This window comes from Amycolatopsis sp. NPDC104819, from assembly GCF_055583145.1.
Genome location: NZ_JBVJON010000005.1, coordinates 366,711 through 381,570, shown reverse-complemented (window position 1 = coordinate 381,570; position 14,860 = coordinate 366,711). Strand labels below are relative to the sequence as shown.

Sequence of the window (14,860 nt, the reverse complement as noted above, 5' to 3'; positions counted from 1 at the left end):
GAAAACTCCCTTCGATCGTGGCCAAAGCTGAGGTGTGGCCGACCCCTGCACCCCCCGCCCCCCCCCCCCCCCCGCCCCCCCGGCACCTCCCCCTTCGCCGGACACCCACCACCCTGCCCGGCCGACCGTGGCCCGATCTTGGGTGTAGCTTGAATCGCCAGGTCACCTCGGGGGAGGAGAGTGCGCGATGGCGGTGGCGTTCACCCTGCTGGGCGCGGTCGGGGCGGCGGTCGACGGCCGCCCCGTCGAGCTCGGTCACGCCCGGCAGCGCTGGGTCCTGGCGGCCCTGCTCGCCGACGCCAACCAGCCGGTCTCGGTCGAGCAGCTGATCGAGCGCGTCTGGGGCGACCGGCCGCCGCACCGGGCGCGAAACACCTTGTACAGCTACCTGTCCCGGCTGCGGAGCTCCCTGCCCGGGCCGGTCATCGAGCGGTCCGCCGGGGGCTACCGCCTGCGCGTCGACCCGGAGCTGGTGGACCTGCACCGCTTCCGCCGGCTGGCCACGCGGGCTCGCGCCGCGGAGGACGCCGACGCCGCCGCACTGTTCGAGCAGGCGCTCGAGCTCTGGCACGACGGCCCGCTCGCCGACCTGGACACGCCGTGGGCGCAGGACCTGCGCCAGGCCCTGGAGGCCGACCACCTCGCCGTGGAGCTGGACCACACCGACCTGCGGCTGCGCCGGGGCGAGCACGCCGAGCTGCTCCCCGGCCTGACGGCGCGGACCCGCTCGCACCCGCTCGACGAACGCCTGGCCGGCCAGCTGATGGTCGTGCTGTACCGCTGCGGCCGCCAAGCCGACGCCCTGCGGCACTTCGAACAGACCCGGCAGCGGCTCGCCGCCGACCTCGGCGCCGATCCCAGCCCGCCGCTGAGCGAGCTGCACCAGCGGATCCTGCGCGGGGACCCGGAGCTGACCACGCCCGCCCGGCCGGACACCGGTGTGGTGCCGCACTCGCTGCCGCCCGCGCCGGGGTCGTTCGTCGGCCGGGCGGACGAGCTGGCCGCGCTCGACGCCGCGGCCGGCGTCGGGTCCGGGCAGGGCCGGACGGTGCAGATCTCCGCCCTCGCCGGCGCCGGCGGGATCGGCAAGACCTGGCTGGCGCTGCACTGGGCGCACCTGCGCCGCGACGAGTTCCCCGACGGCCGGCTGTTCGCCGACCTCCACGGGTTCTCGCCCGCGAGCGACCCGGTGGAGCCGGCGGTTGTCGTGCGCGGCTTCCTCGACACGCTGGGCGTCGACCCCGACCGCATCCCGGCCGACCCCGAGGCCCAGGCGGCGTTGTACCGCAAGACGGTCGAGGGCAGGCGGATGCTGATCGTGCTGGACAACGCCGGTGGCCCCGAGCAGGTGATCCCGCTGCTGCCCGGCGGTTCGGCCGGCACGGTCGTCGTCACCGGACGGCGGCACTTCGCCACGCTGATCACCCGCTACGGCGCCCGTCACCTCCAGCTGGACACGCTGACCCGGGACGAAGCGCACCGGCTGCTGGTGGAGCGGCTCGGCGAGGCGCGCGTCGCGGCGGAGCCCGAGGCGACCGGCGAGCTGATCGGGCTGTGCGGCCGGTACCCGCTGGCCCTGGCCATCGTGAGCCGACACGCCCAGACCCGGCCGCACATCCCGCTGGCCGAGTTCGCCGCCGAGATGCGCGAGCTGGGCCTGCACGCGCTCGACGACGACGAACCGACAATCAGCCTGCCCACCGTCCTGTCCTGGTCGCTGCGCGGGCTGAGCGACGAGCAGCGGACCGTCTTCGCGCTCCTGGGCATCGCGCCCGGACGCGACATCGGCCTGCCCGCGGCGGCCGCGCTCACCGGGCTGCCGCCCCGGCGGGCGGCGAAGGTCCTCGGCACGCTGGAGGAGGCGTCCCTGCTGACGCGCCGCCCGGGCGCCCGCTACACGATGCACGACCTGGTCCGCGACTACGCCGCCGGCCGAGAGCTCGACGCCGACGTCCGGGAGGCGGCGCTGCGGCGGGTGCTCGACTTCTACACCCACACCGCGTACGCGGCCGACAGCCTGGTCGACCCGCACCGCCCGCCCATGCGGCCCCCGTCGGCAGCGCCCGGCGCCGAACCGGAGCCGCTGCGCGACGACCAGGCGGCGATGGCGTGGTTCGAGCGTGAGCACGGCAACCTGCTGGCGGCGCAGCAGACCGCGGTGTCGCTCGGCCTGCCGCACACGGTGTGGCACCTGGCCTGGGCGTTGCACACGTTCCACCTCTGGCGCGGCCACCGCCACGACCGCCTGGCGGTCTGGCGCGCGGCCCTCGACGCGGCCCCCGACCCGGCCGCCCGGACCCGGGCGCACCGCCTCCTCGGCGACGCGTACGTCAACCTGGGCCGGACCGAGGAAGCGATCGGGCACCTGAGCCAGGCGCTGGAACTGGCGAAGCGGCACGACGACCACACGGAACAGGCGCTCGCCCACCACGTCCTGTCCTGGGCCGTGGCCGGCCAGGGCAACGGACAGCGGGCATACGAACACGCCGCCCAGACCCTTTCGCTCTTTCGCGCGGCGGCGCAGCCGGTGTGGGTGGCCCGCGCGTTGAACCACGCGGGCTGGTTCGCCGCCCGCATCGGCGACTTCGACACCGCGCGTGCCCATTGTGAAGCTGCGTTGCCGTACTACGAGGACCACGAGGACAGCAACGGCAAGGCGAACACGGTGGACAGCCTCGGCTACATCGAGCACCACACGGGCCACCACGACCGCGCGATCGGGTACTACGAGCAGGCGCTCGCCCTGCGGCGGGACCGCACCAACCTGTTCCAGGTGGCGGAGACCCTGGAGGGGCTCGGCCATCCACACGCGGCGCTGGGCGATCGTGACGTGGCTCGGACCGCGTGGGGAGAGGCGCTCGATCTTTTTCGCGGGCAGGGCCGTGACGAGGACGCGGAACGGCTGCGGCAGCTTCTGGACGACCTCGCGCCGTAGCTGCCTAGGGGTGAGGGATTTCTTGCGCGTGGGGATCGGACGGCGGCTGACCGAGCACCGTGCGGCCGGAGGGCACCGCGGTCAGCGGCTTGCCCGATTCGACGACTTCCGCCTCGCCGACCAGCCAGACGGCCGCGAGCGCCTGGTTCCAGGTAACCCACTCGACGGGATGCCTCGCCGCCACTGGGTTCGGCCGGTCAAAGCCGAACCGGCGAACACATCACATGTCCCCGGCCGGGGTCACCGACGTGGGGTGATCCGGGACGGCTCAGGCTGACCCGACCATTCTGCGCGGCCTACAACCGTTTCGCCGAGCGGAACTCCTGCGCGAACTTGCTCTCACCATCAAGCGACGACGCACCAAAACTGGGCCCATCAACGGCTTTCCGGCTGGACAGCACCCGCCGACGACCATCGCTATCGACCCCAAGATAGATGCCCACCTGCGACACCTCACCCTTCGGCGCCGGCGCGAAGAACAGCAGGTCCCCAGGCTGCAGTCGCGAGTAGCCGGTCGCCGGGCGGTGAGCGTCGGGCACGATCGGGCTCCCCGGGCCCGACGCTGACATCGTGACGGCGTCCCGCGGAAGTCCGTTGCCCCGCACCGGGAATCCCTCCCGATAGCCGTACACCAGCCTGACGAACCCGGCGCTGTCGAGCGTGCCGGAGCCGTGGAGATAGCGGTCGAAGTCCGCGTTGTCGGCGAACGCGGCGTCGCCCGCGATGTGGACGCCGGTCGGGTCGAAAACCGTTGGTGCGCCCTCGATGTACTGCAGCGCGACGCTGAGCACGTCGGGCGTGGTGCTGCCGAGCGAGCCCGCCAGCCACGGTCCGAACCACGGCGCCCGCTCGGCTCCCGAGGTCCACGGCTGGGGCGCGAGCCGGACCCACGCCGTGCTCGTCACCGCCGCCGACGGGAAGCTCGGTTCACGGAACACTCGCGCCGGGCCGGTCAGCACCACCGTGCGCGCGCCGTCGGTCATCGTCGCCAGCACCGCGCCGCCGGGGGTCGTGAGGACCGTCCGCGGCGGGTCCGTGAGACGGGCGAACCGGTGGGTGCCGCCCATCGGCGTCGCGCCGGCGGACGCGGCCACGGCGGTGATCGCCAGCTCGTCCTGCTCCTGGCGCGCGTAGTACACCGACGCCGTCCCGGACACCACGATCACCGTGGCCAGCACCAGAACCCGCCCGAACCTGCGCCACATGCGCTTCCCTCCACTCACACCGTCGGGACGAGGCCGATCAGGGCGCCGCTGGCGAGCACGGCGTAGCTGACGACGCTTACCCCGCCGGTCGCCAGCAGCGTCGCGCCGGGCGGCTGGCGCACCAGCTGGTAGGCGATGAGCCCCGGCACCACGAACCCGAGCGTCTGGTGCACGAACAGCAGCGGGAACCCGGCCTGCAGGAACACGACCAGCGACACCTGCAGCACGACCCCGAGCAGCACCACCGCCGCGAAGAGCCGCTTGCCGTACAGGATCACCAGGCGCTGCAACACTTTGGTGCCGCCGTAGGTCAGCGCCGTCATGAACACGATGACCGCGGCGCGGCGGTAGTCCTCGACGAGCGTCAGCGCCAGCCAGCCGGGGGTGATCATGCCGCCGGGGGACAGGTTCGTCGTGAGGTAGCAGACCAGGGACAGCAGCAGGCCGATGGCGAGGCCGATCGTGGCGATTTCGGGGGCCAGCCCGATGGTGTTCACGAGTGACCGGCCGGCAGCTTCGCGAGCTCTTCGACGAGCAGCTCACCCTGGCCGTGGATGTTGCCGATGGCGACCACGGACAGCTCGCCGTCCTGACCGGCGAGCAGCTCCCGCACCAGCTCGCCGGCGGGCCGGTGGCCACCGAGGTCGGTCACCCGGTCGTGCCACCCGTCCGGGATGGCGACACGGGCGCTGCGTGTCGGCTCGCCGATCAGCAGCACCCGTTCGGGTGCGATCGACGGCACCAGCGCGCCCATCTGGCCGTTGCGCTCCACGCGGTCCGGGCGGCAGTTGATGACGACGTGCAGCGGGTCGCCGATGGCGCGCTGCCCGCGCAGCTGCTCGATGTTCATCAGCGTCGACTCCGGGTCGTTGGCGGCGAAGACGTTCGCGAACCGCAGCCGCCCGCGTGCGGACCGGTAGTGGTGCACGCGCAGCACCCCCGGATCGGGCGGGGCCGCCCACATGCCCTCGAGCGCGAGCTGCCGCGGCACGCTCAGCCGGTCCGCCACGGCCAGCGCGATGGCGACGTTCTCCTTGAACGTGATCCAGCTGAACCCGCTCAGCTCGGCGTCGGTCACCGACTCCGGGTCGACGACGACGAGCTCGCAGTCGCGCCGGGCGGCCTCCTCGCGCAGGATCGCCAGCCGTTCGCGCTCGGCCGTGACGCACACCCCGCCCACCGGCATCGACCGGCACAGCGAGCGGGCGACGTCGTCGAGCGTCGGGCCCATCTCCGCCAGGTGGTCCTCGCGGACGTTGCACAGCACGCCGATCGTGGACTGGATCAGCTTCTCCTGGTTGAGCTCCTGCAGGTCCGGCTGGACGGCCATGCACTCGATCACCAGCGCGTTCGGCCGGTGCGCGGCGGCGCGGCGGACGATGGCGAGCTGCTCGACGACGTTGGCGAGGCCGAACTTGCGGTAGACGGGTTCCTCGCTGCCGTCGGGGTGGATGAACCGTGCGGCGGTGCCGGTGGTCTTCGCGGCGGTCACGATGCCACCCGCGCGCAGGGCGCCGGCGCACAGCCGGGTGATGGAGCTCTTGCCGCGGATGCCGTTGACCAGCACACGGTGCGGGATCGACCGCAGGTGCGTGTAGTGGTGACGCTGTTCGACGATCCCGCCGGCGAGCAGCCCGCCCGCGCCGAGCAGCAGGACGCAGTAGAGGAAGACCATGTCAGGACCGGTTCCCGACGAGCACGGGCGTTTCTTCGTCGGCCACGGTGCCGGCGGCCAGCTCCCGGCGGCAAATGTCCACACAGGACGCCACGGTGCCGATCTCGTCGAGGCGTTGCGCGTAAACGGTTTCCGGGTCACCGGCGGCGGCGCGTTCCGCGGCCGCGGCGACCCGGCGCAGCGGCCGGACGACGACCAGCTCGTGCCAGCCGCCGAGCAGTACCGCGAGGACGGCGGTGAGCAGGGCGGCGGCCCGGACGGAGTTGTCGGCGGCGCCGAGGCCGCCGACGGGTTGTTCGGCCAGCACGACCCAGCCCAGTGCACTGGCAGGCCCCCGCTGCGCGACGCTCTGGGCGGCGACGAGAGCGTCGCCGTTGACCTGGCCCGGCGACTGCCCACCGCGAGCGGCGGCGGTCGCGGCGCGCAGGCCGGGGTCGCCGAGCTGCTGGAAGGCGAGATAACCCTGGGTGTCGACGATGGTCCGGTCACCGCTGTCGAGCACCCGCACCCGCGCACCGGCGGACTGCAGCGGCTGCGCGAGCCGGGTGACGTCGAACTCGCCGACGAGCGTCCGCTCGCCGTCCAGCCGCGCCGAGGCGTAGACGACGGGCACACGGCCACTGGTGTTGTGCTGCCGCAGCCCGTCCCCGGCGGGAATCGGGCCTTCCCGCAGCGGTGCGCGCCCGCCGAGCGCGCGGACGGTCCCGGCCGGATCGGTGACGTAGACACTGCGGAAGGCGGGATCGGTCACCAGGCGGTCGACGAGGGCGGGGAGTGCGGTGTCGGGCTCGCCGGAGCTGAGCCGGGCCGCGCCGCGGAGTTCGGCGAGGCCGTGGGTGAGGCCGGAGCGCAGGGCATCGGCGGAGCGGTCGAGCCGAACTTCCTGCTCGGAGAGGAGGGTGGCGGGGACGCGGGTGCCTTGGAGGCCGAGGGCGCAGAAGACCGCGGCGGACCAGCCGAGGAGGGCGAGGGTGACGACGCCGATGAGAAGCCGGGCGGGGATGCCTCGTCGGGAAGGAGCGACAACCGCCGTTTCAGCGTCGTCGAGCAGCCGCCTTGCGCGGATGTCCCGCTCTGCGGGCAGCCGGGCGGACAGGCCCTGCGGGGAAGGAGCGACAACCGCCGCCGCGGCATCGTCGAGCAACCGCCGGGCACCGATGCTCCGCTCTGCGGTACCCGCGGGCGCACTGTCGCGGGTATCGCCGAGCAACCGCCGCCGCATCGTCTCCATCGCTGCCGCTGCCCGACTTACCTCCGCCGTCCGCGTTGTCCGCACCGGTTCCGCGCGATCCCCGTCCGCGACGGCCAGGGCGTCCGCGCGCAACCGGCGGATCGGCCGCACCAAACCACGCCGCAGCAGGAACGTGCCCGCTGCCGCCAATACCACCAGCGCAATCCCGAAGACCTCGCCCGGCCACGTCGGCGGGGCACTGTCCGCGGGAAGCCACGTCACCGTCACCACCGCCAGCCCGAGATCACCCGCGAAGGCCGCGCTCCGCACCGGCGCGTAAGCAACAACGGGCTCCGAACCAGCCCCCACCAGCACCCCGGACCCCGTCGAAGCCGCAGCGGACGCCGTGGCCAGCGAAGGGCCCACCGAAGCAGGCACGTCCGCGCCACCGGCGTACAACACCGCGCCACCCGCTGCCACGAGCCGGATGTTCTGCTGCGGCGCCTGGCCCGGCGGCGGCACGCGCAGCGCGGTCGACACCACCAGCACCCGCCCACCGGCCAAGGGAATCGCGCTGAGCAGCCGGGGGACCTCCCCGGGACGCGCCACCGGCCGCACGGTGAGCCGGCCCGCGCTCGCGAGCTCGTCGGCCGGGACCGGCTCGCCGTACGCGGCCCGCAGCGTGCGGGTGCCCGCGTCGAGGAGCGCCGCCCCGCGCCAAGACGGGTACACCGTGCTCAACGCGCTCAGCAGACGGCCGTCGTCCGGCTCGTCGAGGGCCTTCGACCCCGCGACGACCTGCAGGTCGTGGGCCGCCGACGTGGCCGATGCCGCGACGACCTTCGCAAGCGACTCGGCGTCTCGCTGCTGGGCCGCGGCGCCGGACGGTGGGTCGTTGAGCAGCGTGAACGGGCCGAAGAAGCAGAACGCGGCCACCAGCAGCAGGAGCACGAACCCGGTCGCCGACGCGGCGCCGGCGCCGCGCGGGAAACCGGCTTCGGGCAGGCGGTCGTGCAGCCGGCGAAGCGGCGCACTGGGGGAGGGGCGGGTGCGCATGCACGCTCCTAGGACGGGCGGCCTGGTGGGGCCGCCCGTGGTGACTGGGCCGGGGGAAGGACGCGAACGCGGGCCCGGGGTCGGGTGGCCGGGCACCGGTGGTCCACATCCACAATTGTTAGGAAAGTTTCTTTCCGAACGAGCCTCAGGATGATCCGCCACGCCCTCGCTGTCAACCCCCGTCGCGACCGACGGTGGTCGTCCGTGTCGCCACCGTGGTGCCTTAATTTGGAAAGTAACTTTACTAACTCGGTTCCCGGTTGTATGGTTCTGCTCAACGCCGCCTTCATGCAGTCCTGGTGACAACCAGTCAGCGACGGAGGAGTTTTGTCCAGACAGGCGATCCACTTCCCGGCGATCTCACGCCGGTAACGCACACTTCGTGCCCCGTCCGCCGGCCTCCGGCGGACCGATCGACCACAAGACCGCTCACGGTCCTTTGTGTACCCCGAAACACGCATCCTCTCGGAGGTTTCCTTGTCACGCAGAAAAACAGTCGTGATCGTGACCGCGGCGCTGTGCGTCGCGGCCGGCGCGGCCGGGCTGAGCCAGTCCGCGGCGGCGCCCGGGCCCGGCGCGCTGACGAGCCTCGACACGTCGGCGGGCAACCGCGCGGCGCCCGTGCCCGGTCTCTACGACTGGAGCAAGGCCGGCTTCCGCGGCGGGCAGGACCTGCCCGGCGCGAGCGCGGTCAACCCGAGCGCGAGCTGCACGATCACCGCGGCCCAGCTCGCGAGCACCTACAAGGTCAAGCCGGACGACGGGGTCGACGACACCGCCGGCATCCAGTCGGCCATCGACAAGATCCACTCGTCGTGCACACCGTCGGCGAGCTACACCAAGCTGAGCCTGATCACCTTCCCGGCCGGCACGCTCAACGTCACCCACGAGATCCACGTCGACGCGAGCTACCTGATCCTGCGCGGCGCCGGCATGGACAAGACGAAGTTCGTCTACGCCCCGGACAAGAACACCGAGTACGACGTCGTCACGCCCGACGGCGACCAGTGGGACCAGCACGAGATGAACTACGAGGACGGCTCCGGCGGCTGGCTGTGGCCGGGCCGCGGCCTGTTCCGCGTCCAGTCGCGCGGGGTGGACCCGAGCTACGCCAGCCAGTACAAGTCCGCGCCGGCCAACCGGAAGGACATCTTCGAGGGCACGGTCAACGTGCACTGGAAGGCGGGTGCGAAGCTGCGCGAAAAGCCGGGTGACAAGGGTTTCGCGGCGCGCGCCGGTGACAAGACCGTGTACCTGGCCACCAGCGCCAAGACCACGAACATGAAGGTCGGCGGGTTCATCAACATCCGGGCCGCCAACTCGATGAAGTTCTACCAGTCGATGAACGCGGTGCCCACGACCTGGCCGCTGCAGAACCTCCACATGCGCCAGCAGTGGTTCACCATCACCGCGATCGACACCAAGAACCACACGGTGTCCATCGACAAGCCGCTCGAGTACGACGTCCCCGTCGACTCCACTTCGGACGGTTCCGCTCCGATCGACGGCGCGACGTACGCGTCCAAGGCGTCGCCCATCGTGGACCCGATCGTCGGGGTCGGCTTCGAGGACTTCACCTATGGCCAGGTCGCCCCGCCGGGGGTCACCGAGGCCCAGGCCAAGGACAACTACGGCAACCTCGCGCCCTCGCTGGCCATGCAGGGCATCGTGTTCAAGTGGGCCGCCAACTCCTGGGTCCGCAACACGCACGCGACGATGACCGGGTCGCACCCGATCGTCACCGAGGAGGCCAAGAACCTCCAGATCGTGAACAACGAGCTCGACGGCTCGTGGAACAAGGGCAAGGGCGGCAACGGCTACTTCCGCGGCTCCCGCGTCTGGGACTCGCTCTACGCCGGCAACACCACCCGCGACCTGCGGCACTTCACGTTCCAGTGGTCGGCCTCGGGCAACGTCGTGATCGGCAACGACATCGACTCCGACTTCAACATCCACGGCGGGTACGAGCGCAACAACCTGTTCGAGCTGAACACCAACAAGGTCTCCTTCGCCCACCGCTCGGGCAACTGCACGGCGCACTGCGGTGACGAAGGCGGGGACGCCCCGGACGACTCGACGTGGTTCCCGATCTACTGGTCGACCGGGCAGAAGGCGGTCAAGTGGTCCGGTTCGTCCGGGCCGCGCAACGTCTTCTTCAACAACACCATGACCAAGCAGGTCACCGCCGGCGCGGCCTACACGCCGTACTACCCGGACCACACGAAGATCTACCAGTTCGGCTGGGACGGCACCAAGTTCCACCACCTGGACGTCGGTGGCAAGCCGATCGCGGACTGGGCGCACAACGAGCAGAAGGACTACACGAACGGCCACGGTGTCGACGACACGAAGACCAGCACCGCGAAGTCGTTGTTCCTGAAGAACGTGGGCTGAAAGGAGCGGACCGATGATCAAGACCCTCGCGGCGTTGTCCTTGGTGGGCCAGCTGGTCCACCCGGCGGCGACGACGATCAACGTCTCGACGGCGGCGCAGCTCTCTTCTGCGTTGTCCGCGGCGAAGGCGGGTGACACGATCGTGCTGGCCGACGGCGACTACAGCGGCGCGTTCGTGGCGACCAAGCCCGGCACGGCGGCCGCGCCGATCACCCTGACCGGTAGTGCGAAGGCCGTGCTGCACGACCCGCTGTTCAACCCCGGTGACACCGACTGCCCGTCCGGCCAGACCGGCTACGGCCTGTGGCTGCAGGGCGCGAGTTACTGGAACCTCAAGGGGTTCACGGTCAAGGATTCGAAGAAGGGCATCGTGCTCGACGGCGCGTCCCACGTCACGATCGACGGCGTGAGCGTGCACGACATCGGGTACGAAGGTGTGCACTTCCGCAAGAGCAGCGCGTACGGCGTCATCAAGAATTCGACCGTTTACAACACCGGCAAGGAAGAGCCGGGGTACGGCGAAGGCGTCTACCTCGGCTCGGCCAACAGCAACTGGGAGTGTTACGGCGCGAACGGCGGCAAGGATCCCGACGCCAGCAACTACGGGCAGGTGCTGGACAACAAGATCGGCCCGAACGTGGCGGCCGAGGGCATCGACATCAAGGAGGGCACGCACGACGGCGTGATCTCGGGCAACACCCTGGACGGCACCGGGGAGAAGAACCAGAACTCCGGCGACTCCACCATCGACGTCAAGGGTGACAAGTACACGATCACCGGCAACAAGGTGACCCACCCGTACCTCGACGGGTTCCAGACGCACAACGTCTGGGGCAAGACCGGCTGCGGGAACACGTTCACGAAGAACACGTTCACGCTGACCAACGCCCAGGGATACGGGATCAACTCGACGAACCAGAGCAGCTGCGTCTCGCAGAAGTCGCCGAACGTGATCGGCGCCTCCAACACCGCGACCGGCGGCAAGGGGGTGTCGAAGACCCCGGTGACGCCGGGGAGCTGAGCAGGCCCGCGGCGGTGGCTCACCCGGAGTCACCGCCGCGGTTCCCGATCATCGGGACAGGGCTCTTGACACCGAAAATAATAGGTATTTACCATCAATCGCACCTCGAAAGCCTCGATCACCGAGGGGTAGCCCCGGACTGTCCGACAGCCGCCACTGTCTCCGCACTCGTGAGGAGTGGCATGCTTCTGCTGTCCAGAAACAAAAAACGGTGGCGTGGGATGACCGTGGTGACGGTGGTCGCCGCGGCCACGCTCGCCGTCCCGGCCGGCCCGGCGTCGGCGGCGACGTCGGCGAACGTGTGGCTCACCACCCCCGACCGCGGAAACCTGTTGCGGCAGCAGGGAAGCGTGACCTTCGGCAGCGGTGGCAGTGGGCCGGTGATCACCGTGAACCCGAACTCCACCTACCAGTCGATGGTCGGTTTCGGCGCCTCCTTCACCGACGCGGCCGCGTGGAACGTCAACAACTCCCCGCGGCGCGACGAGATCATGAACGCGCTGTTCAACCCCGGCAGCGGGGTCGGCCTCAGCTTCCTGCGCCAGCCGATCGGCGCGACCGACTTCTCCCGCAGCTTCTACACCTACGACGACGGCGCCGCCGACCCCGGCCTGACGCGGTTCTCCGTCGCCCACGACAACGCCTACATCCTGCCGCTGGTCAAGCAGGCCAAGGCGCTGAACCCGAAACTGTCCATCATGGCCACGCCGTGGAGCGCGCCGGCGTGGATGAAGAACAACAACAACCTGATCGGCGGCAACCTCAACGACAGCCAGGTCGGCGCCTACGCCGACTACCTGGTCAAGTTCGCCCAGGCCTACGGCGCCGCGGGCGCCCCGATCGACTACCTGAGCGTGCAGAACGAGCCCAAGTTCTCGCCGCCGGGCTACCCGGGCATGCCGATGTCCTCGGGTCAGCAGGTGAACGTCATCAACACCCTCGCGCCGAAGCTGCGCTCCGCCGGGCAGAACGCCAAGATCCTGGGGTACGACCACAACTGGGACGACACGAGCTACGCGCAGCAGGTCAACAACGGCGCCGGGAACAACGTCGCCGGTTCGGCCTGGCACTGCTACGGCGGGAACCCGAGTGGACAGTCCGTCGTGCACAACGCCCAGCCGAACAAGGACATCTTCTTCACCGAGTGCTCCGGCACGGAGTCGGGCAACACCTTCGCGGACTCCCTGCGGTGGCAGGGGATCAACCTCGCGATCGGCGCCACCCGCAACTGGGCGAAGACCGTCACGACGTGGAACATGGCCCTTGACAACAACCACGGACCGGTGATCGGCAGCTGCACCAACTGCACGGGCGTCGTCACGACCAACGGGTCGAACGTGACCTACAACGCCGAGTACTACGTCCTCGGGCACCTCAGCAAGTTCGTCCAGCCCGGCGCGGTGCGGATCGACTCGACCGGCTACGGCGACGGCGGCGTCCAGAACGTCGCGTTCCGCAACCCGGACGGCACCATCGTGCTCGTCGCGCTCAACAGCGGCGGCACGCAGAACTTCCAGGTGTCCTACGGCGGCCAGTCGTTCGGCTACCAGCTGGCCGGCGGCGCGATGGCGACGTTCACGTGGCCCGGCACCGGCGGCACCACGCCGCCGCCCACCGGCCGCACCGGCGCGGTCTCGGCGCTGGGCAAGTGCCTCGACGTCACCGGCGGCTCGACCACCAACGGGAACCGGCCGCAGCTGTGGGACTGCACCTCGGGCCCGAACCAGCAGTGGACCCTCGCGACCGACGGCACGGTCCGCGGCCTCGGCAAGTGCCTCGACGTCACCGGGAGCGGCACCGCGGACGGCACGGCGGTGCAGCTGTGGGACTGCTTCGGCGGCGCCAACCAGCGCTGGACGACCGGCGCGAACGGCTCCCTGGTCAACGCCGGCAGCGGGAAGTGCCTCGACGTGACCGGCGGCGGCACGGCCAACGGCACGCAGGTGCAGCTCTGGACCTGCACGGGCGGGCCGAACCAGCGGTGGACGGTCCCGGCGTGAACGTCTGCTTCGGACGCCGGCTCGCCGCGGCGGCCGCCCTCGCCGTGGCCGGGGTGACGGTCGTCGCCGTCCCGGCCACGGCGGCGGGCACCGGCGCCATCACCGGCATCGGCGGCAAGTGCCTCGACGTCCCCGGCAGCGCCAACGGCACCCGGGTCCAGCTGTGGTCGTGCACCGGCGGCACGGCCCAGCGGTGGACCGTGACCGCCGACGGCACGGTGGTCGCCGCGTCGGGCAAGTGCCTCGACGTCGCCGGCGGCTCGGTGGCCGACGGCGCCGCGGTGCAGGTCTACGACTGCAACGGCACCGGCGCGCAACGCTGGACCGCCCGCACCGGCGCCCTGGTCAACACCGCGTCCGGGAAGTGCCTGGACGCCACCGGTGTGTCCAGCGCGGACGGCACCCGGCTGCAGACCTGGGCGTGCACCGGCGGCGCGAACCAGGCGTGGACGCTGCCCGGGAGCACCACGACACCACCGCCCGACGGCCTTTGCCCGTCAGGCCCGTTCGGCTCACCACTGCCTTCGTCCCCCCTGACCGCCACCAAGATCCAGGACGGCTTCAACTTCCTGGAGGGACCGACCTGGGACAAGGCGAGCCAGACCCTGCTGCTGACCAACATGCACGACGGCGCGGGGGCGCAGAACGTCCAGCCGTCGGACATCCTGCGCTACACCCCGGCGACGGGCGCGTTCACCACGGTGGTGCCCAACGCCGGCAGCAACGGGCTGGCGCTGAGCCGTGACGGGAAGTCGCTCATCGCGGCGACGCACGACAACCGCAGCGTCTCCCGGTACGACCTGGCCGGCGGGCAGCGGACCACGCTCGCCGCGAACTACCAGGGCCGGGCGTTCAACTCCCCGAACGACGTCACCGAAGGCCCGGACGGCACGGTCTACTTCACCGACCCGGACTTCCAGCGCGCGGATCGCCCGGACGGGATGGCGGGCCGGACCAGCGTGTTCCGGGTGCGCGACGGCGTCGTCTCGCTGATCGACGACACCATCCGCGAGCCCAACGGCATCGAGCTGTCCCCGGACGGCAAGACGCTGTACGTGGGCGGGAACGCCACCGGCAAGATCTACCGGTACCCGGTCAACGCCGACGGGAGCACCGGCGCCCGGAGTGACTTCGCGGCGGTGGCGGGCACCGACGGTGGCACGATCGACTGCGCGGGCAACGTCTACCAGGTGACGTACGGGGACGGCGTGGTCCACGTGTTTTCGCCGTCCGGACAGGCGCTCGGCACGATTTCGGCGGGCCGCAACGCGACGAACGCCGCGTTCGGCGGGCCGGACGGGAAGACGCTGTTCATCACTTCGGGCACGCCGTCCGGCGGTGGGGACAGCGGGAACTTCGGGCTGTACAGCGTCCGGCTGAACGTGCCCGGCTGGCCGTACTGA

9 protein-coding genes are annotated in these 14,860 nt (G+C 71.1%); 5 read left to right on the top strand and 4 right to left on the bottom strand.

The genetic code is table 11. The features are described from left to right. Nucleotides 1-187: 187 nt before the first annotated feature. A complete protein-coding gene (locus tag ACZ63E_RS17840) occupies nucleotides 188-2,935 on the top strand; it encodes an AfsR/SARP family transcriptional regulator (protein WP_465337096.1) in 2,748 nt (915 codons plus the stop codon). A 296-nt stretch (nucleotides 2,936-3,231) separates the two neighbouring features. Here the strand turns inward: ACZ63E_RS17840 and ACZ63E_RS17835 are convergent, their stop codons facing one another. From ACZ63E_RS17835 to ACZ63E_RS17820, 4 genes are read right to left on the bottom strand one after another with little or no spacing between them, the layout of a single operon-like run. Next, nucleotides 3,232-4,140 (bottom strand): NlpC/P60 family protein, encoded by a 909-nt coding sequence (locus tag ACZ63E_RS17835; RefSeq protein ID WP_465337095.1) that lies wholly within the window; start codon nucleotides 4,138-4,140, stop codon nucleotides 3,232-3,234. A 14-nt stretch (nucleotides 4,141-4,154) separates the two neighbouring features. After that, nucleotides 4,155-4,637: a poly-gamma-glutamate biosynthesis protein PgsC/CapC gene (locus ACZ63E_RS17830; RefSeq protein WP_465305687.1), complete on the bottom strand. Its 483-nt coding sequence runs from the start codon at nucleotides 4,635-4,637 to the stop codon at nucleotides 4,155-4,157. After that, a complete protein-coding gene (gene pgsB / locus ACZ63E_RS17825) occupies nucleotides 4,634-5,815 on the bottom strand; it encodes a poly-gamma-glutamate synthase PgsB (RefSeq protein WP_465337093.1) in 1,182 nt (393 codons plus the stop codon). Before pgsB ends, ACZ63E_RS17830 begins: the two co-directional genes overlap by 4 nt. A 1-nt stretch (nucleotide 5,816) precedes the next feature. Then, nucleotides 5,817-8,042, bottom strand: coding sequence for a HAMP domain-containing protein (locus ACZ63E_RS17820; RefSeq protein WP_465337091.1), 2,226 nt, complete (start codon nucleotides 8,040-8,042; stop codon nucleotides 5,817-5,819). 498 nt (nucleotides 8,043-8,540) lie between these two features. On the opposite strand from ACZ63E_RS17820, the gene ACZ63E_RS17815 reads away from it, so the two are divergent. From ACZ63E_RS17815 to ACZ63E_RS17800, 4 genes are all read left to right on the top strand, one after another. Next, nucleotides 8,541-10,436 carry a pectate lyase family protein gene (locus ACZ63E_RS17815; RefSeq protein WP_465337089.1) on the top strand — a complete coding sequence of 632 codons (1,896 nt, stop codon included), beginning with the start codon at nucleotides 8,541-8,543 and terminating at the stop codon, nucleotides 10,434-10,436. 13 nt (nucleotides 10,437-10,449) lie between these two features. Then, complete coding sequence (locus ACZ63E_RS17810) at nucleotides 10,450-11,457, top strand: right-handed parallel beta-helix repeat-containing protein (RefSeq protein ID WP_465337087.1); 1,008 nt, start codon at nucleotides 10,450-10,452, stop codon at nucleotides 11,455-11,457. Between the two features lie 221 nt (nucleotides 11,458-11,678). Continuing rightward, entirely contained in the window at nucleotides 11,679-13,457 is a 1,779-nt protein-coding gene (locus ACZ63E_RS17805; RefSeq protein WP_465337086.1) for an RICIN domain-containing protein, read from the top strand. Next, entirely contained in the window at nucleotides 13,454-14,860 is a 1,407-nt protein-coding gene (locus tag ACZ63E_RS17800; protein WP_465337084.1) for an SMP-30/gluconolactonase/LRE family protein, read from the top strand. The genes ACZ63E_RS17805 and ACZ63E_RS17800 overlap by 4 nt, the downstream gene beginning before the upstream one ends.

Bases quoted from the DNA above. Each gene is read 5' to 3' on its own strand.
- ACZ63E_RS17840 (WP_465337096.1), top strand. From the start codon at position 188: ATGGCGGTGGCGTTCACCCTGCTGGGCGCGGTCGGGGCGGCGGTCGAC.
- ACZ63E_RS17835 (WP_465337095.1), bottom strand. From the start codon at position 4,140: ATGTGGCGCAGGTTCGGGCGGGTTCTGGTGCTGGCCACGGTGATCGTG.
- pgsB (WP_465337093.1), bottom strand. From the start codon at position 5,815: ATGGTCTTCCTCTACTGCGTCCTGCTGCTCGGCGCGGGCGGGCTGCTC.
- ACZ63E_RS17820 (WP_465337091.1), bottom strand. From the start codon at position 8,042: ATGCGCACCCGCCCCTCCCCCAGTGCGCCGCTTCGCCGGCTGCACGAC.
- ACZ63E_RS17810 (WP_465337087.1), top strand. From the start codon at position 10,450: ATGATCAAGACCCTCGCGGCGTTGTCCTTGGTGGGCCAGCTGGTCCAC.
- ACZ63E_RS17805 (WP_465337086.1), top strand. From the start codon at position 11,679: ATGACCGTGGTGACGGTGGTCGCCGCGGCCACGCTCGCCGTCCCGGCC.